This window comes from Pseudomonas sp. R4-35-07 (assembly GCF_003852235.1).
GTDB lineage: Bacteria > Pseudomonadota > Gammaproteobacteria > Pseudomonadales > Pseudomonadaceae > Aquipseudomonas.
Map to the genome: position 1 here is coordinate 712,652 of NZ_CP027732.1, position 20,654 is coordinate 733,305.

Here is a 20,654-nt window from a genome sequence, read left to right on the forward strand (position 1 = left end):
ACATCCGACGGGCAGGCTTTTCATGCCGTCGGACAAAGCAGGCATAATACCGCGCCTTTACCCGTCAACCGGAAGCCCCGTGAAGCCAACGCCCGCTCTGAATACCTTGCGCCCCTCGGCTTGTCCGGGGTTGTTGCGCATCGTCCAGGCGTTGGACGGCGGTATTTGTCGGATCAAACTGGCCGGTGGCTCGATCACCGCGGCCCAGGCCAACGCCGTGGCGGACGCTGCCCAGGCGTACGCGGGCGGGGTGATCGAGGCGACCAACCGCGCCAACCTGCAGATTCGCGGGATCGGCGCCGAGCAGGAGGCCTTGATCGCGATGCTGCTGGCGGCAGGCCTCGGCCCGAGCAATGCGGGCGGTGATGACGTGCGCAACCTGATGCTCAGCCCCAGCGCCGGCATCGACCCACAGATGCTGTTCGACACACGCCCCCTGGCCGGGCAGATCCTCGCCACCCTGGAAAACCATCCACGCTTTCATGAGCTGTCGGCCAAATTCGCCGTGCAGCTGGATGGCTTCGAGGCCTTGGCGATGCTCGAACATCATCACGATCTGTGGCTGTCGGCCTTCGAACAGGCGGGTGAAACCCTGCTCGCGTTCGGCCTGGCCGGCTGTCCTGGCCTGAATGCACCGTTGGCCGCTGTGCGCTTGGACCAAGGCCATGCGCTGGTGGTGGCCGTGCTCGAAGCCTTTCTCGACCTGGCCACGCCGGAACAAACGCGCATGCGCCATCTGGCTGTGGATAACTTACTGAGCCGCCTGCGCCTGCCGCTACTGCCTGCGGATGGCTTCAACCGCCCGGCCAGCAGCGCTTCGGGCCATCTGGGCAGTTATCCACAGCGCCAGCAAGACCGGTTCTATGTCACCGCCGCCGCGCCATTGGGCCGCCTGGATTCGGCGATGCTCAAGGGCGCCGCACAGCTGGCCTGCGAGTATGGCGACGCCACCTTGCGGTTCACCCCTTGGCAGGGCGTGCTGCTGCCTAACCTCACACAGCCAGGCGTGGTGACCGAACAGTTGGTGCAACTGGGCTTTCTCTGCGCCGCCGACCAACCCCTGGCGCGCCTGATCGCCTGCACCGGTTCCAGCGGCTGCGGCAAAGGCTTGTCGGATACCAAAACCGACGCCGTGCAATTGGCCGGCCTGCGACCGGGTCACGCTGTTCACTTGTCCGGCTGCCCGCGCTCCTGCGCCGCCGCACACACTGCGCCGGTCACCTTGCTGGCGGTGAGCCCCGGCCACTACGACCTCTATTTTCGCGACGCTGCTCATCCAGGTTTTGGCCGGCTGCACGCGCGCACTCTTTCTATTGACGCGGCGGGCGCCTTGCTGCGCGCTCGCCCACGGAGCAACACCGATGATTGATTACATCCGCGACGGTCAGGAGATCTATCGCAACTCCTTCGCCATCATTCGCGCGGAGGCGAACCTGGCGCGTATCCCGGCGGATCTGGAGAAACTCGCGGTGCGGGTGATTCATGCATGCGGCATGGTCGAGGCCATCGACGGCCTGCAATTTTCCGACGGCGCAGGCAAGGCCGGGCGCGACGCGCTCGCGGCGGGCGCACCGATTTTATGCGATGCGCGGATGGTCTCCGAAGGCGTGACCCGTGCGCGCCTGCCGGCCAACAACAAGGTGATCTGCACCCTGCGTGACGACAGCGTGCCGGAGCTGGCGCGCGAGCTTGGCAACACACGCTCCGCCGCTGCCCTGGAACTTTGGCGCCCGCATTTGGCCGGCAGCGTGGTAGTGATCGGCAACGCACCGACCGCCTTGTTCTACCTGTTGGAAATGCTCGACGCCGGCGCGCCGAAACCGGCGTTGATCCTTGGTTTTCCGGTGGGTTTCGTCGGTGCCGCCGAATCCAAGGCGATGCTCGCCGCCGACAGCCGGGGTGTGCCGTTCGTGATCATGCAGGGCCGCCTGGGTGGCAGCGCCATGGCCGCCGCCGCCGTCAATGCGCTCGCCACGGAGGTTGAATAATGCCTGCACGCGGACGTCTGATCGGCCTGGGTGTAGGCCCCGGCGACCCGGAACTGATCACCCTCAAGGCCCTGCGCCTGCTGCGCGAATCGCCGGTGGTGGCGTACTTCGTGGCCAAGGGCAAGAAGGGCAATGCCTTCGGCATCATCGAAGACCACCTGGTGCCCCAGCAAACCCTGATGCCGCTGGTGTACCCGGTGACCACCGAGGCGCTGCCGGCGCCGCTGTCCTATGAGCAAGTGATCAGCGATTTCTACGACACGGCCAGCGTCGACGTGGCCGCGCACCTGGATGCCGGCCGCGATGTGGCGGTGATCTGCGAAGGCGACCCGTTCTTCTACGGCTCCTACATGTACCTGCATGACCGCCTCGCCGAACGCTATGAGGCGCAGGTCATCCCGGGCGTGTGTTCGATGCTGGGCGGTGCTTCGGTATTGGGCGCGCCGCTGGTGTATCGCAATCAGAGCCTGTCGGTGCTCTCTGGCGTGTTGCCCCACGATGACCTAAAACGCCGGCTGGCGGATGCGGATGCGGCGGTGATCATGAAGCTGGGGCGCAACTTTCCCAAGGTGCGCCAGGTATTGGAAGAACTCGGTCTGGCCGGGCGCGCGCTGTACGTGGAGCGCGCCACTATGGCCAATCAGAAAATTGTGCCGCTGGATCAGGTGGAGCCGATGTCGTCGCCGTATTTCTCGTTGATCATCGTGCCCGGTGAACGGTGGCAAGGTTGATGAGCCCGGCGATTGTCATTCTGGGCCAGGGCAGCCTGGCGACCGCGCGCAGGATCCAGCAACTTTACCCGGCTGCGCTGATCCATGGCCTGGACGGTCGGGTTGAGGGTGCAGACCAACGCTACAGCGAATTCGGCGCCACCCTGCGCCAGCTCTACCAGCAAGGCACGCCGCTGATTGCGCTGTGCGCCGCCGGTATCGTCATCCGCACCCTCGCGCCGCTCTTGCTCGAAAAAGGCGCGGAGCCGGCCGTGCTGGCCGTCGCCGAAGACGGCAGCGCCGTGGTGCCGCTACTGGGCGGCCTGGGCGGCGTGAATGTGATGGCGCGGGAGATTGCCGCCGCGTTGGGCGTGGCAGCGGCGATCACCACCAGTGGCGAGTTGCGGTTCGGCACCTGCCTGCTCAACCCGCCCACGGGCTATGCGTTGGCGGACCTGGAGCTGGGCAAGCGCTTTGTCTCGGACCTGCTGGCCGGTGAAAGCGTGCGCATCGAAGGCGCGGCGCCCTGGCTGGAGCAGGCCAATTTGCCGCAGGATCCGCAGGCACGCCTGGCGATTCATGTGGGCAGTGCCGAGCGTACGCCTGCCGCCAACGAATTGCTGATCTACCCGAAGACGGTGTGCGTCACCTGCAAGCCCGGTGCGCACCTGGCGGCACGTGTGCGCACGGCCTTGCAGGAGGCGGGCGTTGCCGTGCAAGCGCTGGCGTGCCTGCTGGCGAGCGACACGCAGATGGCCGAAGCCTCGTTGCATGAGGCCGCGTCGGAGTTGGGTGTGCCGCTGCGGTTTGCCAAGCTTGAGCCGCACGCGGACATCACCCTCAGCGTGGCCGAGCAGCCGGTGGATGTGTCACAGGTAGGCCGCCCGCGTGGCCGTCTCGCCGTGATCGGCCTTGGCCCTGGCGCCGCTGACTTGATGGTGCCGGCCGTCAAGGCCGAGTTGGCGCGCTGCACCGATGTGCTGGGCTACGAAACCTACGTGCGCATGGCCGGGCCGTTCCGTGACGACCAGGTGCAGCATTGCACGGACAACCGCGAAGAAATGCAACGCGCACGTCACGCCTTCGAACTGGCCGCCCAAGGGCGCTCGGTGGTGGTGGTGTCGTCTGGCGACCCCGGTGTATTCGCCATGGCCGCTGCGGTGATCGAGGCGTTGCATGAGTCCAGTGACCCAGCCTGGCATCAGGTCGACCTGCAGATCCTGCCTGGCGTCTCGGCTTCCCTGGCCACCGCTGCCCAGGCGGGCGCGCCGCTGGGGCATGATTTCTGTGTGATGTCGCTGTCGGATAACCTCAAGCCCTGGTCGATCATCGAAAAGCGTCTGGAGCTCGCGTCCCAGGCCGACCTGGCGCTGGCGTTCTACAACCCGATTTCCCGTGCGCGCCCGTGGCAACTGGGGCGTGCGCTGGAGATCGTCGCGCAGCACCGCACGCCTGAAACACCGGTGGTACTGGGCCGTGATATCGGTCGCCCCGGCCAGACACTGCGCGTCACCACGCTGGGCCAGCTCACCCCGGACCAGGTGGATATGCGCACCATGGTGCTGGTCGGCTCGTCCACCACCTGCACCTTTGCGCGTGCCGGCGGCGGGGAGTGGGTGTACACACCGCGCTGGTACGGCGGTAAACCCGCCTCCTGAAAACACCTCGGCGGTGGTCCGAAAGCTCCGAATGACTCAAGGATTTTCCTGTAGTCGTCCGGGGCTTTTTCTTTTTTTCACGGCGAAACCATGAAGCCCTTCGTGCATGCCGCGCTATTGCTGGACGGCGCGCTTAGCCGAGCCGCGCCAAGGGATGTTTGTCGTCTGGAAAGCCTGTCGGTCAGTGGACTAGTGTGGTTACAAGCCCCGAGTCGGGGTGTACGTGGAGAATTGGAAATGGAGCGACATCACAGAAGGATCAACAGTACCAAAAGGCGCAAGTTGATTGCCGCCTACAAATTGCCGGGTGCGCCAGGCACGCACGCGGCTTTACCGCTGGACACCGAAGATGACTGCAATGCGGCGGTGGTCAACAACGGCGTGATTTCCTTTGCCGAGGGGTTGTCCGGGCTTAACCGCGAGTACATCCGCAAAAGCTACCTGTTGGCCAGCAGTTATGTGAGCGATGTATTAAAGGTTCATCGGGGCACCGAGGCCTGGTACGACGAATTTATCAAGGTCATGGTCAGCCTCGGCTGGTTGCCGTTGCGTAGCAGTTTTGAGCGAGTTTCACGCGTCGGCGAGGGGCTGACGGTGCAACTGGCAGCACTGAATATCATCGGCGCGGTGCTCGCTTCGATGTCGTTGTCGGGGCCGCTGCTCAGCCTGCTGCCGAAACTGGCTGCGGATGCGCTGGAAGCCTTGAAGCAACAGCCGGCGTCGTTCGATTTGTTCAAGCGCAACAGCAGCGTGCACCAGGGCGGTGACTTTGGCGTGGCGTCCTGCGCGCAAACCAATGGCGAAGTGATGATGGTGCTGGTGACCTACAGCAGCCGTGGCGTGAGTAAACAGGTGGGTTTGCCGTTCCTTGAATGGGACAGCTCATCGTTCGAGGCCTTCAGCGGGCAGACCTGTCTGGTGCTGAATACCTCGGTGGTCAACGAGAAGACCCTTCAACTGATGCGTGACAGCGCGGGCGACAAGGTGCAGTCGGCCATTGCCAAATACCGGATCTAGGTCACCAGATAACCGCGCACCCCGGTAAAGATAATTTGCGCGGCCAGGGCACACACGAACAACCCCATCAACCGGCTGACAATCTGCAAGCCCTGGTCGCCGAGAATGCGTTCGATCCGATTGGACAGGTACAGCACCACGCCCACGGTAAGGCTGGCCAGGGCGATGCTGAGGATGGCGGTGAGCTTGTCGTCCCAGTGGGGCTGGCTTACCCCCATCACCAGCAGCGCGCCGATGGTGCCGGGGCCGACCGTCAGCGGGATGGTCAGCGGTACGATGGTCACGTCCTGCTGCACGTTATCGGTCTGCACCGCCGACTTGCCTTGGGCCATGCCCAGGGCAGAGATAAACAGCACGCTGCCGGCACCGATGCGGAAGGCATCCACGGTGATACCGAACACACTGAAAATCACCCGACCGAACAGGTACAGCAGCACGCTCGATACCAGCGTCGCCAGCGCGACTTTCCACGCCAGGCGCCGCCGCTCCTTGCTGGAATAACCACGGGTCAGGCTGATAAAGCAGGACAGCACAAAGAACGGGCTATAGAGCACCAGCATCTTCAGGTAAACGCTGAACAACACATGGAGCATGAGGGGCGGCTCGCGGGTGGTGGAAGTGTGGAGGAGTCTATCAGGCGCCAGAGATCAAATGTGGGAGGGGGCTGATCGTTCCCACGCGCTGATCGTTCCCACGCTCCGCGTGGGAATGCATCCGGTGACGCTCCGCGTCACGCCAGGAGCAAGACGCAGAGCGTCCCCGGCGACGTTTCCACGCGGAGCGTGGGAACGATCAGTCAGGAGGGCGCGTGCTCTGGCCGTTGTTGGCGCTGCGCCACCCAGAATTCCACCAGTTCACGCAACTGCGACAGCTCCACTGGCTTGGCCATATGCCCATCCATCCCGGCCTGGCGCGCACGTTCCTTGTGTTCCGAAAGAATGTGCGCGGTCAGCGCTACCACCGGCGTGCGTACGCGTTGGTGGCTGACTTCCCACGCGCGCAGTTGCTGGGTGGCGGAGAAACCATCGAGGATCGGCATTTCACAGTCCATCAACACCAGGTCATAGCGCTGGGCTTTCATCGCTTCCAACGCTTCTTCGCCGTTGCTGGCGGTGTCCGGGTTGAGGTTGAGCTTGCCGAGCATGCCACGTATCACTTTGGTGGAGATGCTGTTGTCTTCGGCCACCAGGATGCGGAAGTCGCTGGGCACCGTAATCACTGCCGGGGCGGCTGGAGCGGGGCGAGGGTGGGTCAAGCCTTTGCTGCGTTGGGCCAGTTCGTCGGCCAGGGTGGTCTTGAGCGTATAGCCGGCCACCGGTTTGGCCAGGATGCGTTTGATCCCGCAGTTGCGCGCGATGATCTTGCTCGGCGCGTTGCTGATGCCCGTGAGCATGATCAGCAGGATATCGTGGTTCAGGCTCGGGTCTTCCTTGATCTTCGCCGCCAGTTGCATGCCGGTCATGCCGGGCATGTTCTGGTCCAGGAGCACCACGTCGAAGTAATCGCGCAGGTGCGCCTTGGTACGCAACAGGGCCAGGGCCTCCTTGCCGGAAGCCACGGCGCTGACGTTCAGGCCCCAGGCCGAGCATTGCTGCAACAGCACCTTGCGGCAGGTGTCGTTGTCGTCCACCACCAGTACGCGTGCGTCCTTGAGCGGGCCGTCGAGATCGGAGGTCGGGTGCTCGAGGCGTTCCGGGTCCAGCGGCAGGGTCAGCCACAGCGTGCTGCCTTGGTGACTGCCGCTCTTGATACCGAACTCGCCGTTCATCAACAGGATCAACTGACGCGCGATAACCAGGCCCAGATGGCCACTCAAGCGTGTCGCCGAGAGGAAGTTCTTGCTGTGCAGTTCACTGTGCAGCAGGGCGTCGCGTTCGGCGGCTTCCATCGGTACGCCGCTGTCTTGTACCGCAATGCGCAGGCGCGGCACGGTGCTGCGTTCGTCGAGGGCCACGACGATCAGCACTTCGCCCTCGTCGGTTTTGTGCAGGGCGTTTTCCAGCAGGCTCAGCAACGCCTGGCGCAGGCGTGTCGGATCACCGCTGATCACGCGCGGCACCTGGGGCTGGATGAAACTGATCAGCTCGACATTCTGCTGCTCGGCCTTGGCGCGGAAGATGCTCAGGCAGTCGTCGATCAGCGCGTTGAGGTCGAACTGCACATCATCGAGTTCGATCTGTCCCGACTCGAGCTTGGAGATGTCGAGGATTTCGTTGATCAGCGTGAGCAACTCGTTACCGGCGCTGTGGATGGTCTGCACATAGTCGCGTTGTTTCACCGACAACGGCGTGCCCAGCAGCAACTCAGTCATGCCCAGCACGCCGTTCATGGGGGTGCGGATTTCGTGGCTGATCTTCGCCAGGAATTCGGCCTTGGCGGCAATTTCGGCGTTGCTGGCGGCCAGGTCGCGGCTGAGGCTGAAGCGGGTTTCGACAATAGCGCGCTGGCGCTCGCCGAGGGCCAGGCTCATCAACAGGCCGCTGAGGCAGATAAACGTGAGCAGGGTCACGATCAGGCCTTGCGGCGCCACCAGCGTGAGGCCGAGCAGGGCGGGCAGAATGATCAGCGTGCCGATGTTGAACACCACCATGCCGGCCACGAACAGGCGCGCCGGGCGATAGCCTCTTTGCCAGTGATAGGCCGAGACGAACAGCATGCTCAGGCCGGCCAGCGCGACCAGGGCGTAGGTGATGATGTTCAGTGGCAGGGTGTTGACGAACAACAGCAGCAGGCCACACAGCACGATCAACAAGATGTCGGCCATCAACAGTTTGTTCAGCGGGTGTGGGCCCAGGGGCATGAAGAAACGGTAGGCAAACATCAGCCCGCACGGCGCGGTCAGCAGCAGCGCGAGGTAGGCGCCTGGGGTCTGGATCGCATGCCAGTTCGGCAGCCACGGCCCCACCACGTTGAGCAACAGCGCCAGGCTGAGCATCAACAGCACTTCGCAGGCCGCCAGCCACAGGCTGCTGCGCGAGCGGTGGTAGGCGAAGCGTGTGAGGTTATGCAGGATCAGCATCAGCAGCACGCCGAACAACAGGCCATAGAGCAGCGTCTGGTTCTGGTTGGCGGCGGCCAGTACGGCGGGTTCCAGCGTGATGTAAGGGCGTAGCTCGTGCTCCGACACCAGGCGCAGGTACACCTCGAGCGGGCGCTGGCTCTGCGGCATCGGGAGCATGAAGTCACTGCTCGGCAGCGGGCGCTCGGCCTGGGGCTGGCGCGTGCCGGTGGTTTGTTGTTCCACCAGGGTATCGCCATCCAGCACATACAGGCTCAGGTGCGACAGGTCCGGCGCGAACACCCGCAGCACTTGTTCATGCTTGCCGGGTTGCAGCTTGAAGCGTACCCACAACGCACCGTCCGGCTGCGCGGCGGTAATCCGGTCCAGTTCGATGGGGCTGAATTGATTGGTGTAGCGGGCGGAGCGGATATCGCTCAGTTGCAGGTCGGCCTGTTCATCGAGCAATACTGCCCAACCACTGCCTTGCGCAGCGGCTTGAGCCGGGGCCAGGCAGAGCAAGGTCAGCAGGCTGACTGTAAAAGCTAAGGCGATCCTGAGCCAGCGCAAGGCGAAGTCCCTTCGTAGGTGAATGCACGGGTTAACTATGCGCGGGGGGCATGAGTACGGCAAGGGCCAGAGGCCCTTACCTACCCGAACGGATAGCTACTCAGTTGCTCTCGCCACGTTCACGGGCAATGGCGCGGTAACCGATGTCGGTGCGATAGAAGCAGCCTTTCCAGTCGATTTTCGCGGCCAGCTTGTACGCCTGTTGCTGCGCGGCGTCGACACTGGCGCCCATGGCGGTGGCGCACAGCACGCGGCCACCGGCGGTGACGACCTGGCCGTCCTTCAGCGCAGTGCCAGCATGGAACACCTTGCCTTCCAGCGCTGCCGCCGCCTCCAGGCCCTCGATCACATCGCCCTTGGCGTAATCGGCAGGGTAACCGCCGGCCGCCAGCACGATACCGACGCTCGGGCGTGGGTCCCACTGCGCTTCGACCTTGTCCAGGGCCTGGGCCAGCGCGGCTTCCACCAGCAGCACCAGGCTCGACTGCAGGCGCAGCATCACCGGCTGGGTTTCCGGGTCGCCAAAGCGGCAGTTGAACTCGATGACTTTCGGGTTACCAGCTTTGTCGATCATCAGGCCGGCGTAGAGGAAGCCGGTGTAGACGTTGCCTTCGTCGGCCATGCCGCGCACGGTCGGCCAGATCACCAGGTCCATGACGCGCTGGTGCACGTCGGCGGTGACCACCGGCGCCGGGGAATAAGCTCCCATGCCGCCGGTGTTCGGGCCGCTGTCGCCGTTGCCGACGCGCTTGTGGTCCTGGCTGGTGGCCATTGGCAGTACGTTCTTGCCGTCGACCATCACGATGAAGCTGGCTTCTTCGCCGTCGAGGAATTCTTCGATTACCACGCGCGAACCGGCGTCACCAAAGGCGTTGCCGGCGAGCATGTCGCGCACGGCATCCTCGGCTTCCTGCAGGGTCATGGCGACGATCACGCCTTTACCCGCAGCGAGGCCGTCGGCCTTGATCACGATCGGCGCGCCTTTTTCACGCAGGTAAGCCAGGGCCGGCTCGATCTCGGTGAAGTTCTGGTAGTCGGCAGTCGGGATCTTGTGGCGCGCCAGGAAATCCTTGGTGAAAGCTTTCGAACCTTCCAATTGAGCGGCGCCGGCGGTCGGCCCGAAGCAATCCAGGCCACGGTTGCGAAACAAGTCGACGACGCCGGCCACCAGCGGCACTTCCGGGCCGACGATGGTCAGGGAGACATTGTTCTCGGCGAAATCTGCCAGTTGCTCAAGGGCCAGCACGTCGATAGCGACGTTTTCGCACTTGGCTTCAATGGCGGTACCGGCATTACCCGGTGCGACGAAAACTTTCTGGACGCGTGGGTCCTGGGCAACTTTCCAGGCCAGGGCGTGTTCACGGCCACCGCTGCCAATGATCAAAACATTCATTTCAAAAACCTCGTTAGCATGATCGTTCCCACGCTCTGCGTGGGAATGCAACACGGGACGCTCCGCGTCCCAAAGCGTGACGCAGAGCGCCACAAGAGGCATTCCCACGCGGAGCGTGGGAACGATCGATCAGTGGCGGAAGTGGCGCATGCCAGTGAAGACCATGGCGATGCCAGCTTCGTCGGCAGCAGCGATGACTTCAGCATCACGCATCGAACCGCCCGGTTGAATCACGGCGGTCACACCGGCTTTCGCGGCGTTATCCAGACCATCACGGAACGGGAAGAACGCATCGGAAGCCATTACCGAACCGGCTACCTGCAAGCCGGCGTGTTCGGCCTTGATCGCAGCGATACGTGCCGAGTTCACGCGGCTCATCTGGCCGGCGCCGACACCGATGGTCTGGCGGTTCTTGGCGTAGACGATGGCGTTGGACTTAACGTACTTGGCGACTTTCCAGGCGAAGATCAGGTCGTTGATCTCCTGCTCGGTCGGCGCGCGTTTGGTCACGACCTTAAGGTCTTGGCTGCCGATCATGCCGATGTCGCGGCTCTGCACCAGCAAGCCGCCATTGACGCGCTTGTAGTCCCAGGCTGCGGCGCGTTCAGCCGACCATTCGCCGCAGGCCAGCAGGCGCACGTTGGCCTTGGCGGCGACGATGGCGCGGGCTTCTTCACTGACGGACGGGGCGATGATCACTTCGACGAACTGACGCTCGACGATGGCCTTGGCCGTCTCGGCATCCAGTTCACGGTTGAAGGCAATGATGCCGCCGAATGCCGATTCGGTGTCGGTGGCGTAGGCCAGTTCGTACGCCTGGCGGATCCCGCCTTCCGCGTCCGGGCTCACGGCCACGCCGCACGGGTTGGCGTGCTTGACGATCACGCAGGCCGGTTTGACGAAGCTTTTCACGCATTCCAGCGCGGCGTCGGTGTCGGCCACGTTGTTGTAGGACAGTTCTTTGCCTTGCAGCTGGGTGGCGGTGGCGATGCCCACTTCGGCCGGCTTGGCCTCAACGTAGAACGCCGCGCTCTGGTGCGGGTTCTCGCCGTAGCGCATTTCCTGGGCCTTGATGAACTGGCTGTTGAAGGTGCGTGGGAACTGGCTGCGGCCTTCGGTGCTCAGGACGTCGGCGGCCTGGTTCACGGTGCCCATGTAGTTGGCGATCATGCCGTCGTAGGCGGCGGTGTGTTCGAACGCCTTGAGCATCAGGTCAAACCGCTGGGCGTAGGTCAGGCCACCGGCTTTGAGGCTGTCGAGCACTTGGGTGTAGTCGCTGGCGTTGACCACGATGGCCACGTCTTTGTGGTTCTTGGCTGCCGAGCGAACCATGGTCGGGCCGCCGATATCGATGTTTTCGATGGCGGTCGGCAAGTCGCAGCCTGGCTTGTTGATGGTGGCTTCGAACGGGTAGAGGTTAACGGCGACCAGGTCGATCGGCTTGATGCCGTGCTCGTTCATGATGGCGTCGTCGATACCGCGACGGCCAAGGATGCCGCCGTGGATTTTCGGGTGCAGGGTCTTGACCCGACCGTCCATCATTTCCGCGAAACCGGTGTAGTCCGCGACTTCTACTGCGGCCACGCCGTTGTCCTGCAGCAGTTTGAAGGTCCCGCCCGTGGAGAGGATTTCCACGCCAAGGAGCTGCAAGCTCCGGGCAAATTCGAGGATCCCGGTCTTGTCGGAAACACTGATCAAGGCGCGGCGGATCGGCAGGCGGGTAGTCTGGTCGGTCATCTCAATTTCCATCAAAAGCAAAGGAGTCAGCAAAAAAGGCGACCGTTTTTACGCGGGCGCCTTTCTGGTTTGATTGAATGCTTACAGCAAATCGTATTGCTTGAGCTTTTTGCGCAACGTGCCCCGGTTGAGGCCCAGCAGCTCACTGGCTTTGGTCTGGTTGCCCTTGACGTAGTTCATCACGCTTTCGAGCAGGGGCGCCTCGACTTCGGAGAGCACCAGGTTGTACACGTCCGTGACGGAAGCGCCCTCGAGGTGGGCGAAATAATTGTGCAGCGCCTTCTCGACACTCCCGCGAAGGGTCTGGCCTTCTTCGCTCGGCGTGTTGAGGTGCTGTTTCAAATTGACGTTGTCGCTCACGGGTGCTGTTCCACTCACTAAAGTCTCGGTCATCATCGTCATGCGGCCACCCCTTCTCCATCCCCTGTTCCCAGGCTCTTGTCACGTTCGGCGAAGAACTCACGAACGGTGGCGACCTGTGCCTGCGTTTCATCCAAACGGTTGAACTGAGCGCGAAATTCCCTGGCGCCCGGCAAGGTGGCGAGGTACCAGCCGACATGCTTGCGAGCAATGCGTACGCCCATCACATCCCCATAGAAGGTGTGCAGGGCGGCCAGATGCTCTAGCAGAATACGTTCCACCTCGGTCAGTCCCGGTGCCGGCAATACGTCGCCGGTACGCAGGTAATGCTCGATCTCACGGAAAATCCATGGCCGCCCCTGGGCGGCCCGGCCGATCAACACGCCGTCGGCACCGGTTGCGTGCAGAACGCGCCGGGCTTTCTCGGCTGAATCGATATCGCCATTGGCAAACACCGGCATCGACACCGCCTGCTTGATTGCGGCAATGGTGTCGTACTCGGCTTCCCCGGTGTAAAGGTCGGCGCGGGTGCGGCCATGCACCGCCAGCGCTGCAATACCTGCCTGTTCGGCGATCTTCGCCACCGTCAGGCCATTCTTGTTGTCCCGGTCCCAGCCGGTCCGAATCTTCAGGGTCACCGGCACATCGACTGCGGCGACAACGGCCTGCAGGATCTCGGCAACCAACTGCTCATCTTTCAGCAGGGCGGAGCCTGCGGCCTTGTTGCAGACCTTCTTGGCCGGGCAGCCCATGTTGATATCGATGATCTGCGCGCCCAGCTCCACATTGGCCCGAGCCGCATCCGCCAGCATCTGCGCATCACCCCCGGCGATCTGCACCGAGCGTGGCTCGGGATCACCTTCGTGGATCATGCGCATCCGCGACTTGCGGGTGTTCCACAAACTCATGTCGCTGGTGACCATTTCAGAGACTACTAGACCCGCGCCCAAACGTTTGCAGAGCTGACGAAAGGGCTGGTCCGTGACGCCCGCCATCGGGGCGAGGATCAAGCCGTTGTGCAATGTATATGGGCCGATGCGTACCGCCGACATAGGACTTCCCTGTTGTGGGGCCGGATCATTAGAGTTCGAAAAAGGGTTGGCATGATACCCGCTCTCGATGACTGGATAAAGGCTGAATTGGATAAAATCTGAACAGTTATTTTTTTATCGCCAGTGGTTTGGTTGACGTCGGCGCAGTCAATAAACCGCCGTCAAACCTCGGTGCTGGCGCAGCTTCACTCGGGCGAATGGAAGCTCAGGCTGTAGTTCACCGCTTTGCTGCCGGGGTCAAGGATGTCCAGGGAGATGTGGATCGGTGTCTGCGACGGCATTTCACTGACCCCGGCCAACTCGCCGCTGAGGTACTCGGCGGGCTTGAAGCGCCGACTGGCGATCAGGCCGCCGTTCAAGTCGGCAAAGCGCAGCTCCAGCTGCGGAAAGGGCTGGGAGAATGTCGCGCGGTTGTAGATGATCGCATCCACCACCAGCGCCCCAGCGAACTCCGGATGGCTGCGCACCACCAGGTTGCTGCTCTTGATGTGGGCGATGTCGACCCGTGATGGCACAGTGCAGCCCAATTTCGGGCACAGTTGCTGGAACCACGGACGGTAGGCGTCCTGGCGGGCCAGTTCGTCGAATTGGTAGGCGATGTACTGGCCTGCCAGGCCTGCGGCGGCGAGCAGTACCAGCACGATCCAGGTCAGGCGGCGGCCCAGGCCTGACGGACGCTTCTGCGCATACAGGTGCAGCGGGTCGTCTTCCAGGTCCTGGAACACCTCGTCGACATTGGCCTCGGCACGCGCCCGCTTGCGCCGGGCGTGGGGGCGGTCGTCGGTGGCTTGCGCCGCTGGCGTCAGGGGCGTGAAGGGTGGATCGGGATCGTCGTCCGGATTCGAGCGCAGCGGCGGTTCGTCGTCATCGAGATCGTCGCGGTGAAACGACAGGGACGGCTCGGTGCGCTCGCTCGGCTCCGGCTCCGGCTCGGCTTCGGCGGGCAGGGCGCGCTCTTGCGGCGGCTCGCTGAATAGGCTGGCGGCCCACTTTTCTTCCTCGGCCTTGACTGTATTGCGGCTGGCGCTGAGGGCATCTTCCTTGTGCCGACGCTCGGCACCGGGCTGGCGGCGGTCCGCGCCGGCGGGCTGGGTGTGCTGAATTTCGCGGCGCTCGAGCTTGGCCAGTTCCTCGTCCAGGTCCAGGTTGTCCAGGTCCAGCTCTTGGGCTGTCCACTGTTTCTGGCTGATTGCGCGCGGCGGCTCAGACGTGGGTTCATCAGCGCCGAACTGTTCAGGTTGCGCTGCCGGCACCGAGGCTCGCTGCTCCAGCAACTGGCGCGCAGCGTTGAACACCTGCAGGCAGGAGCCGCAGCGCACCACGCCACGGGCCACGCTCAATTGAGCGTGGTTGACGCGAAAGCGTGCTTGGCAATGCGGGCACTGGGTGACGAAACTGTCGCTCATGCGGCCATCCGATTCAGACAAGCGCTCATTCTAGCGCCGACGACCGCTGATGCGTACCCAGCCGTCACGGTTGGCGATGGGGTCCAGCTCGAAATCCCTGGCGTAGGCGGCGGCGACCTCTTCACCTTGCTCGGCGAGAATGCCCGACAGTGCCAGGCGCCCGCCTGGCTTGACCAGGCTCGACAACTGCGGCGCCAGCGACACCAACGGCCCGGCGAGGATGTTGGCGACCAGCACATCGGCCTGTACCTGGGGCAGGTCCTCAGGCAGATAAAGTGGGAATTTGCCTTCAAGAATGTGGTTGCGCCCGGCGTTATCGCGGGAGGCTTCCAGGGCCTGCACGTCGATATCGGTGCCCACGGCCTGCTCGGCGCCCAGCAGCAGCGCGGCGATGGCCAGGATTCCCGAGCCGCATCCGAAGTCGAGCACGTTGCAGTCGCTCAGATCCTGGCCGTCCAGCCATTCCAGGCACAGCGCGGTGGTGGGGTGAGTGCCGGTGCCGAACGCCAGGCCCGGGTCCAGCAGCAGGTTGACCGCATCCGGCTCGGGGGCGGCGTGCCAGCTGGGTACGATCCACAGGCGCTGGCCGAAACGCATGGGCTGGAAATTGTCCATCCAGCTGCGTTCCCAATCCTGGTCTTCGATCACTTCGCTGTGATGCTCCGGCAGCGGGGCGCCGGTGAGCAACTCCAGATGGGCCAGTACGCTGGCGGCCTCGGTGCCGTCTTCGAACAGGGCCAGCAAGTGGGTGTGGGACCACAGCGGGGTGGTGTTGAGTTCCGGTTCGAAGATCGGCTGGTCTTCAGCGTCCATGAAGGTCACCGACACAGCGCCGACTTCGAGGAAAGCGTCTTCGTAGGTTTCGGCTTGTTCTGGGCTGATGGCGAGACGGACTTGCAGCCAAGGCATGGCGGGCACCTTTGAAAAAATGAGTGTGCAGCGGGATGGGGCTGCGAAAGCGCGCAAGTTTACGCGAGCGAACAGCAGAAGACGACATTACTGACGATCGTTCCCACGCTCGGCGTGGGAATGCTGCTCTGGACGCTCCGCGTCCGTGACGCGGAGCGTCACAAGATGCGTTCCCACGCCGAGCGTGGGAACGATCAGTCAAGCCCCCCTCCCACAGGTGGTTGGTGTGTGGCTGCCAGAAACAACAAAGCCGCCCGAAGGCGGCTATGTTGGGTGGAGCACTTACTGGTTGGCCAGCTTGTGTTCCAGGTAGTGAATGTTCACACCACCTTCGCAGAAGCCTTCATCACGCACCAGGTCCCGATGCAGCGGGATGTTGGTCTTGATGCCGTCGACCACGATTTCGTCCAGGGCGTTGCGCATGCGGGCCATGGCCTCGTCGCGGGTCGCGCCCCAGGTGATCAGCTTGCCGATCAGCGAGTCGTAGTTGGACGGAACCTTGTAGCCGCTGTACAGGTGCGAATCCACACGTACGCCGTTGCCGCCGGGCGCGTGGAAGTGCTTGACCAGGCCTGGGCTCGGCATAAAGGTTTGCGGGTCTTCGGCGTTGATCCGGCACTCCAGGGAGTGGCCGTGGATCTTCACGTCTTCCTGGGTGAAGGACAGCACGTTGCCGGCGGCGATGCTGAGCATCTCCTTGACGATATCGATACCGGTGACCATCTCCGACACCGGGTGCTCTACCTGCACGCGAGTGTTCATCTCGATGAAGTAGAAACGGCCGTTCTCGTAGAGGAACTCGAAAGTACCGGCGCCACGGTAGTTGATGTCGATGCACGCCTTGACGCAGCGCGCCAGGACTTCCTGGCGGGCTTTCTCGTCCAGGCCGGGTGCCGGGGCTTCTTCCAATACCTTCTGGTGACGACGCTGCAGCGAGCAATCGCGGTCGCCCAGGTGGATCGCATGGCCCTGGCCGTCGGACAGTACCTGCACTTCCACGTGACGTGGGTTGGTCAGGTACTTCTCCAGGTAGACCATCGGGTTGCCGAACCAGGCAGCCGCTTCGGAGCGGGTCTGCTTGGCGGCTTCGATCAGTTCTTCTTCCTTGTGCACCACGCGCATGCCGCGACCACCACCGCCACCGGCGGCCTTGATGATCACCGGGTAGCCGACTTCACGACCGATGCGCAGAGCGGTTTCCTCGTCTTCCGGCAGCGGGCCGTCGGAGCCGGGAACGGTAGGCACGCCGGCGGCGATCATGGCGTCCTTGGCCGAGACCTTGTCGCCCATCAGGCGAATGGTTTCGGCTTTCGGGCCGATGAAGGCAAACCCGGATTTTTCCACCTGTTCGGCGAAATCGGCGTTTTCCGCGAGGAAGCCGTAGCCTGGGTGAATGCCATCGGCGCCGGTCACTTCGGCGGCAGCGATGATGTTCGAGACTTTCAGGTACGAGTTGGTCGCCAGGGGCGGGCCGATGCAGATGCTCTCGTCCGCCAGTTTCACGTGCATCAATTCGGTATCGGCCGTCGAGTAAACAGCGACGGTCTTGATGCCCTCTTCCTTACAGGCGCGCAGGATACGCAGCGCGATCTCGCCGCGGTTGGCGATCAGGACTTTTTGCAGTTTCTTCGCAGGTTTCAACATCGAAGGCGCTCCGCGGTTCAAACGATGGTGAACAGCGGCTGGTCGTACTCAACCGGCTGACCGTTTTCTACCAGGATGGATTCGATGACGCCGGCTTTTTCAGCCGTGATGTGGTTCATCATCTTCATCGCTTCAACGATGCAGATGGTGTCGCCCACTTTCACGGTCTTGCCCACTTCAACGAAGGCTGGCGAGGTCGGTGCCGGGGTGCGGTAGAAAGTACCGACCATTGGCGACTTGACCACGAAACCGTTCAGCGCAGGGGCTGCTGGCGCCGCAGGCGCGGCGGCGGCTGGAGCGGCTGCAGGTGCGGCAGCGGCCGGAGCCGGCGCTTGCATCTGTGGCGCGTAGAACTGTTGAGCCGGGGTCTTGCTGTGACGGCTGATCCGTACGGACTCTTCGCCTTCCTTGATTTCTAGCTCGTCGATACCGGATTCTTCCAGCAGTTCGATCAGTTTCTTAACTTTACGGATATCCATGAATCATCAACTCCCAAGGGTCGGTCAGGGGCGTTTAGCCTGTTCTTCAACGTGTTCCAGGGCGGCCTCCAGGGCCAGTCGGTAACCGCTGGCGCCAAGGCCGCAGATCACTCCTACCGCTACATCGGAGAAGTAAGAGTGATGGCGGAAAGCTTCGCGTTTGTGCACGTTCGATAAATGCACTTCGATGAATGGGATGCTCACCGCCAGCAGCGCGTCACGTAATGCAACGCTTGTGTGCGTAAAAGCGGCGGGATTGATCAGAATGAAATCCACGCCTTCGCCACGCGCGGCATGGATGCGATCAATCAATTCATACTCGGCATTGCTTTGCAGGTAGAGCAAATGGTGGCCGGCGACACGGGCCCGCTGTTCCAGATCGAGGTTGATCTGATCCAGGGTCACTGCCCCGTAGACGCCCGGTTCACGGGTGCCGAGCAGGTTCAGGTTGGGTCCGTGAAGAACCAGTAAGGTCGCCATCGGCTGTTCCTTGTTATTGGTGGGGTACGGCAGAACCCGGCGACTATGCCGCAAAGCCTTTGTGACTGTCCAGTTCTATGCAGTAGCCAGCACGATTAGCGAGGATTGCGCGAAATTTGTGACTGAGGCCTGATATCTGGTCATGAAGCCCATGGAGATCAAATGTGGGAGGGGGCTTGCTCCCGATTGCGGTGTATCAGTCAACACATGCAGTGGCTGACACACTGCTATCGGGGGCAAGCCCCCTCCCACATTTCGATCTTCACTGGGCGCAAGGTCCGGTCAGACCCGGAAGGCTTTCACAGCCGTATTGAGCTGCCCACCCAGCACCAGCAGATGCTCGCCCTGGCTGCGTCCCTGGCCGATACGCCGCAGGTTGTCTTCACCCAGTTGGTGAATTCTTTCGCTGTTGTCGCGAATCTCACTCACGGCCCCGCTTTGCTGTGCTGTCACGTCAGCGATGCGTACGGCGGTCGCGGAGATGGTCTGGATCGCCCCGACGATTTTATCCAGCGCGCCGTCGGCGGCCTGGGCTTGCTCGGCGGTGGCTTCGGCGTGTTCGACCTGCGCCCGCATGCCTTGCACCGATTGGTGGGCGGCGGTTTGCAGGCCGGCGATCAGGCCCTGGATTTCGGCGGTGGCGCCGGCGGTACGCTGGGCCAGGGAGCGCACTTCATCGGCGACCACCGCAAAACCGCGTCCGGCCTCACCGGCGCGAGCCGCTTCGATCGCTGCGTTGAGCGCCAGCAAGTTGGTCTGGTCGGCGATCGAGCGGATCACCGTGAGTACGCCGCCGATGGTCGCGGACTCTGCGGCGAGTTTCTCGATCATCTGCGCATTTTGCTGCACTTCACCCACCAGGGCATGCAACCCGGCCAGGCTCAGGCCGATCACCCGCTGGCCTTGTTCCACGGCGACGCCGGCACTGCGACTCGCGCCTGCAGCCTGGCTGGCATCACCCGCCACTTGCTGGATGGTCGCCTCCAGTTCGCCCAGGGAGTCACGAATCTGCGCGGTGTCCCCGGCCTGGCGTTCGGCGCCGTCGTGCAAACCGCTGCTCAGTTCGGCCAGGGTGCGGCTGCTGCCGGCGACTTCTTCGGCATTGCCGCGGATCGTGCCGACGAGGTCCACCAGATAAGCGCGCAGGCGATTCAGCGAGGCTTCGATGTCGCGCAGTTCGCGGTTGGTCCTGCCCAAGGCGATCGGCTGGCTGAAGTTGCCTTCGGCCCAGGTGGACAGCGCCGGGGCGAGGTGGGTCAGCACCCGCGCCAGGCGGCGTTGCAGGGTATCGATCAACAGTGCGATCAGCAGGATCAGGCCAATCATCAGCCCCTGCATCAGGCGCACTTCGCCCTGGATGTTGGCGTGCTGTGCGCGCACCACCGGCTCCAGGCCGGCGATGGCTTGTCGCACGCGGGTGATCTTGATGTGTGTGGCGGCGGCGAGGTCGGTGCGTTGCTGGATCTGTTCGCGGGTGCGCTTGAGTTCGGCGGGGTAGCGAGTCAACAGGCTGTTGAGTTCACGCTTGAGGTCGACGCCGGTGTCCTGGGCTTCGGTTTTTTCAGCGTTTTCCAGGCCCATCAACGCGGAAAAATCGTCGCTGCTGGAGTCGGCACTGGCCTTCACCCCGAGCAAAGGCAACTGCGCCAACAGGTCGGCCTGGGTACGAATGTTGGTGATTTCACGCTCGACATCATCCGCCAATTCGGCGCGACCGCTGCTCACCAGTTTGTCCCGTGCCAGGGACAGCTTGCCCAGGTGTTGCGCGGCGGCCAGCAGTGGCGGCAGATAGCGCGCCGCGTCCGGGGCATTCACGGCGCTGGCGTACTGGCTCAGTTGCTCCAGGTTCGCCCCCAGCTCGCGTTCGGCCTGCAATAACAGCGCTTGCGGGTCGCCGGCCAGTTTGCCGGCGGCGAGCAGGTCGGTTTTGCTGAAAGCGTCCAGGTCCGTAAGACTGGGGCGCAGGTTCTGGGCCAACTCTGGCGGCAATGAATCGAGCTGCTGCTGCAGGCTTTCCAGGCTCTGGCCGGCGCTGCTCAAACGCAGGGCATCGCCGCTGGCCAGGTAGTCGTCGATATTGCGTGCGACCTGATTCTCGAAGGCCTGGGACAGCCCCAGATAGCGCTCCATCAACAGGTACGGGCGCTCCAGTGCTCGTTGCGACCACCACAGCGTCGCCCCAAGTGCCAGGCACACGGCCACCAACAAAAGGGTATTGAGATTGGTCAGCAGCTTCAGGCGCATGCGTGGTTT

The 20,654-nt window shown here is 63.1% G+C and carries 17 protein-coding genes; 5 read left to right on the plus strand and 12 right to left on the minus strand.

Annotated elements, in window-relative coordinates; genetic code table 11:
* The first annotated feature begins 22 nt into the window (after positions 1 to 22).
* From cobG to C4J89_RS03070, 5 genes are all read left to right on the plus strand, one after another.
* On the plus strand, positions 23 to 1,369 hold the full coding sequence (gene cobG / locus C4J89_RS03050) for a precorrin-3B synthase (protein WP_124413726.1): 1,347 nt from the start codon (positions 23 to 25) through the stop codon (positions 1,367 to 1,369).
* A complete protein-coding gene (locus tag C4J89_RS03055; protein ID WP_124361086.1) occupies positions 1,362 to 1,988 on the plus strand; it encodes a precorrin-8X methylmutase in 627 nt (208 codons plus the stop codon). The genes cobG and C4J89_RS03055 overlap by 8 nt, the downstream gene beginning before the upstream one ends.
* The gene (locus tag C4J89_RS03060) at positions 1,988 to 2,719 is read left to right on the plus strand and encodes a precorrin-2 C(20)-methyltransferase (RefSeq protein WP_124361087.1); all 732 of its coding nucleotides are present in this window, start codon (positions 1,988 to 1,990) and stop codon (positions 2,717 to 2,719) included. The genes C4J89_RS03055 and C4J89_RS03060 overlap by 1 nt, the downstream gene beginning before the upstream one ends.
* Positions 2,719 to 4,356 (plus strand): precorrin-3B C(17)-methyltransferase, encoded by a 1,638-nt coding sequence (gene cobJ / locus C4J89_RS03065; protein WP_124413727.1) that lies wholly within the window; start codon positions 2,719 to 2,721, stop codon positions 4,354 to 4,356. The genes C4J89_RS03060 and cobJ overlap by 1 nt, the downstream gene beginning before the upstream one ends.
* Before the next feature lie 237 nt (positions 4,357 to 4,593).
* The gene (locus tag C4J89_RS03070; RefSeq protein ID WP_124413728.1) at positions 4,594 to 5,373 is read left to right on the plus strand and encodes a hypothetical protein; all 780 of its coding nucleotides are present in this window, start codon (positions 4,594 to 4,596) and stop codon (positions 5,371 to 5,373) included.
* Here the strand turns inward: C4J89_RS03070 and C4J89_RS03075 are convergent.
* The 12 genes from C4J89_RS03075 to C4J89_RS03135 form a co-directional block, all read right to left on the minus strand.
* Positions 5,370 to 5,966, minus strand: coding sequence for a MarC family protein (locus tag C4J89_RS03075; protein ID WP_065883442.1), 597 nt, complete (start codon positions 5,964 to 5,966; stop codon positions 5,370 to 5,372). The two genes, C4J89_RS03070 and C4J89_RS03075, sit on opposite strands and share 4 nt — an antisense overlap.
* A gap of 203 nt (positions 5,967 to 6,169) precedes the next feature.
* Positions 6,170 to 8,941, minus strand: a complete 2,772-nt coding sequence (locus C4J89_RS03080; protein WP_124413729.1) for a hybrid sensor histidine kinase/response regulator — start codon at positions 8,939 to 8,941, stop codon at positions 6,170 to 6,172.
* 100 nt (positions 8,942 to 9,041) lie between these two features.
* Positions 9,042 to 10,334: a phosphoribosylamine--glycine ligase gene (gene purD, locus C4J89_RS03085; protein ID WP_124413730.1), complete on the minus strand. Its 1,293-nt coding sequence runs from the start codon at positions 10,332 to 10,334 to the stop codon at positions 9,042 to 9,044.
* A 129-nt stretch (positions 10,335 to 10,463) separates the two neighbouring features.
* Positions 10,464 to 12,071: a bifunctional phosphoribosylaminoimidazolecarboxamide formyltransferase/IMP cyclohydrolase gene (gene purH / locus C4J89_RS03090; RefSeq protein WP_124408966.1), complete on the minus strand. Its 1,608-nt coding sequence runs from the start codon at positions 12,069 to 12,071 to the stop codon at positions 10,464 to 10,466.
* Between the two features lie 81 nt (positions 12,072 to 12,152).
* The gene (gene fis, locus C4J89_RS03095) at positions 12,153 to 12,473 is read right to left on the minus strand and encodes a DNA-binding transcriptional regulator Fis (protein WP_003221275.1); all 321 of its coding nucleotides are present in this window, start codon (positions 12,471 to 12,473) and stop codon (positions 12,153 to 12,155) included.
* Positions 12,470 to 13,483, minus strand: coding sequence for a tRNA dihydrouridine synthase DusB (gene dusB / locus C4J89_RS03100; protein ID WP_124413731.1), 1,014 nt, complete (start codon positions 13,481 to 13,483; stop codon positions 12,470 to 12,472). Before dusB ends, fis begins: the two co-directional genes overlap by 4 nt.
* 185 nt (positions 13,484 to 13,668) lie before the next feature.
* Positions 13,669 to 14,889, minus strand: coding sequence for a DUF3426 domain-containing protein (locus tag C4J89_RS03110; RefSeq protein WP_124413732.1), 1,221 nt, complete (start codon positions 14,887 to 14,889; stop codon positions 13,669 to 13,671).
* A gap of 30 nt (positions 14,890 to 14,919) precedes the next feature.
* Complete coding sequence (gene prmA / locus C4J89_RS03115; RefSeq protein WP_124413733.1) at positions 14,920 to 15,798, minus strand: 50S ribosomal protein L11 methyltransferase; 879 nt, start codon at positions 15,796 to 15,798, stop codon at positions 14,920 to 14,922.
* A gap of 282 nt (positions 15,799 to 16,080) precedes the next feature.
* The gene (accC, locus tag C4J89_RS03120) at positions 16,081 to 17,442 is read right to left on the minus strand and encodes an acetyl-CoA carboxylase biotin carboxylase subunit (protein ID WP_124361096.1); all 1,362 of its coding nucleotides are present in this window, start codon (positions 17,440 to 17,442) and stop codon (positions 16,081 to 16,083) included.
* Between the two features lie 17 nt (positions 17,443 to 17,459).
* Positions 17,460 to 17,921: an acetyl-CoA carboxylase biotin carboxyl carrier protein gene (gene accB, locus C4J89_RS03125; RefSeq protein WP_012721998.1), complete on the minus strand. Its 462-nt coding sequence runs from the start codon at positions 17,919 to 17,921 to the stop codon at positions 17,460 to 17,462.
* A gap of 24 nt (positions 17,922 to 17,945) precedes the next feature.
* Positions 17,946 to 18,401 carry a type II 3-dehydroquinate dehydratase gene (gene aroQ / locus C4J89_RS03130; RefSeq protein ID WP_065951442.1) on the minus strand — a complete coding sequence of 152 codons (456 nt, stop codon included), beginning with the start codon at positions 18,399 to 18,401 and terminating at the stop codon, positions 17,946 to 17,948.
* 282 nt (positions 18,402 to 18,683) lie between these two features.
* Positions 18,684 to 20,645, minus strand: coding sequence for a methyl-accepting chemotaxis protein (locus tag C4J89_RS03135; RefSeq protein WP_124413734.1), 1,962 nt, complete (start codon positions 20,643 to 20,645; stop codon positions 18,684 to 18,686).
* Positions 20,646 to 20,654: the final 9 nt, after the last annotated feature.

Excerpts from the sequence above, each read along its gene's own strand:
- accC (WP_124361096.1), bottom strand. The coding sequence starts at position 17,442 with ATGTTGAAACCTGCGAAGAAACTGCAAAAAGTCCTGATCGCCAACCGC.
- C4J89_RS03070 (WP_124413728.1), top strand. The coding sequence starts at position 4,594 with ATGGAGCGACATCACAGAAGGATCAACAGTACCAAAAGGCGCAAGTTG.
- purD (WP_124413730.1), bottom strand. The coding sequence starts at position 10,334 with ATGAATGTTTTGATCATTGGCAGCGGTGGCCGTGAACACGCCCTGGCC.
- purH (WP_124408966.1), bottom strand. The coding sequence starts at position 12,071 with ATGACCGACCAGACTACCCGCCTGCCGATCCGCCGCGCCTTGATCAGT.
- aroQ (WP_065951442.1), bottom strand. The coding sequence starts at position 18,401 with ATGGCGACCTTACTGGTTCTTCACGGACCCAACCTGAACCTGCTCGGC.
- cobJ (WP_124413727.1), top strand. The coding sequence starts at position 2,719 with ATGAGCCCGGCGATTGTCATTCTGGGCCAGGGCAGCCTGGCGACCGCG.
- accB (WP_012721998.1), bottom strand. The coding sequence starts at position 17,921 with ATGGATATCCGTAAAGTTAAGAAACTGATCGAACTGCTGGAAGAATCC.
- C4J89_RS03075 (WP_065883442.1), bottom strand. The coding sequence starts at position 5,966 with ATGCTCCATGTGTTGTTCAGCGTTTACCTGAAGATGCTGGTGCTCTAT.
- prmA (WP_124413733.1), bottom strand. The coding sequence starts at position 15,798 with ATGCCTTGGCTGCAAGTCCGTCTCGCCATCAGCCCAGAACAAGCCGAA.
- fis (WP_003221275.1), bottom strand. The coding sequence starts at position 12,473 with ATGACGATGATGACCGAGACTTTAGTGAGTGGAACAGCACCCGTGAGC.
- dusB (WP_124413731.1), bottom strand. The coding sequence starts at position 13,483 with ATGTCGGCGGTACGCATCGGCCCATATACATTGCACAACGGCTTGATC.
- C4J89_RS03135 (WP_124413734.1), bottom strand. The coding sequence starts at position 20,645 with ATGCGCCTGAAGCTGCTGACCAATCTCAATACCCTTTTGTTGGTGGCC.
- cobG (WP_124413726.1), top strand. The coding sequence starts at position 23 with ATGCCGTCGGACAAAGCAGGCATAATACCGCGCCTTTACCCGTCAACC.
- C4J89_RS03060 (WP_124361087.1), top strand. The coding sequence starts at position 1,988 with ATGCCTGCACGCGGACGTCTGATCGGCCTGGGTGTAGGCCCCGGCGAC.
- C4J89_RS03055 (WP_124361086.1), top strand. The coding sequence starts at position 1,362 with ATGATTGATTACATCCGCGACGGTCAGGAGATCTATCGCAACTCCTTC.
- C4J89_RS03110 (WP_124413732.1), bottom strand. The coding sequence starts at position 14,889 with ATGAGCGACAGTTTCGTCACCCAGTGCCCGCATTGCCAAGCACGCTTT.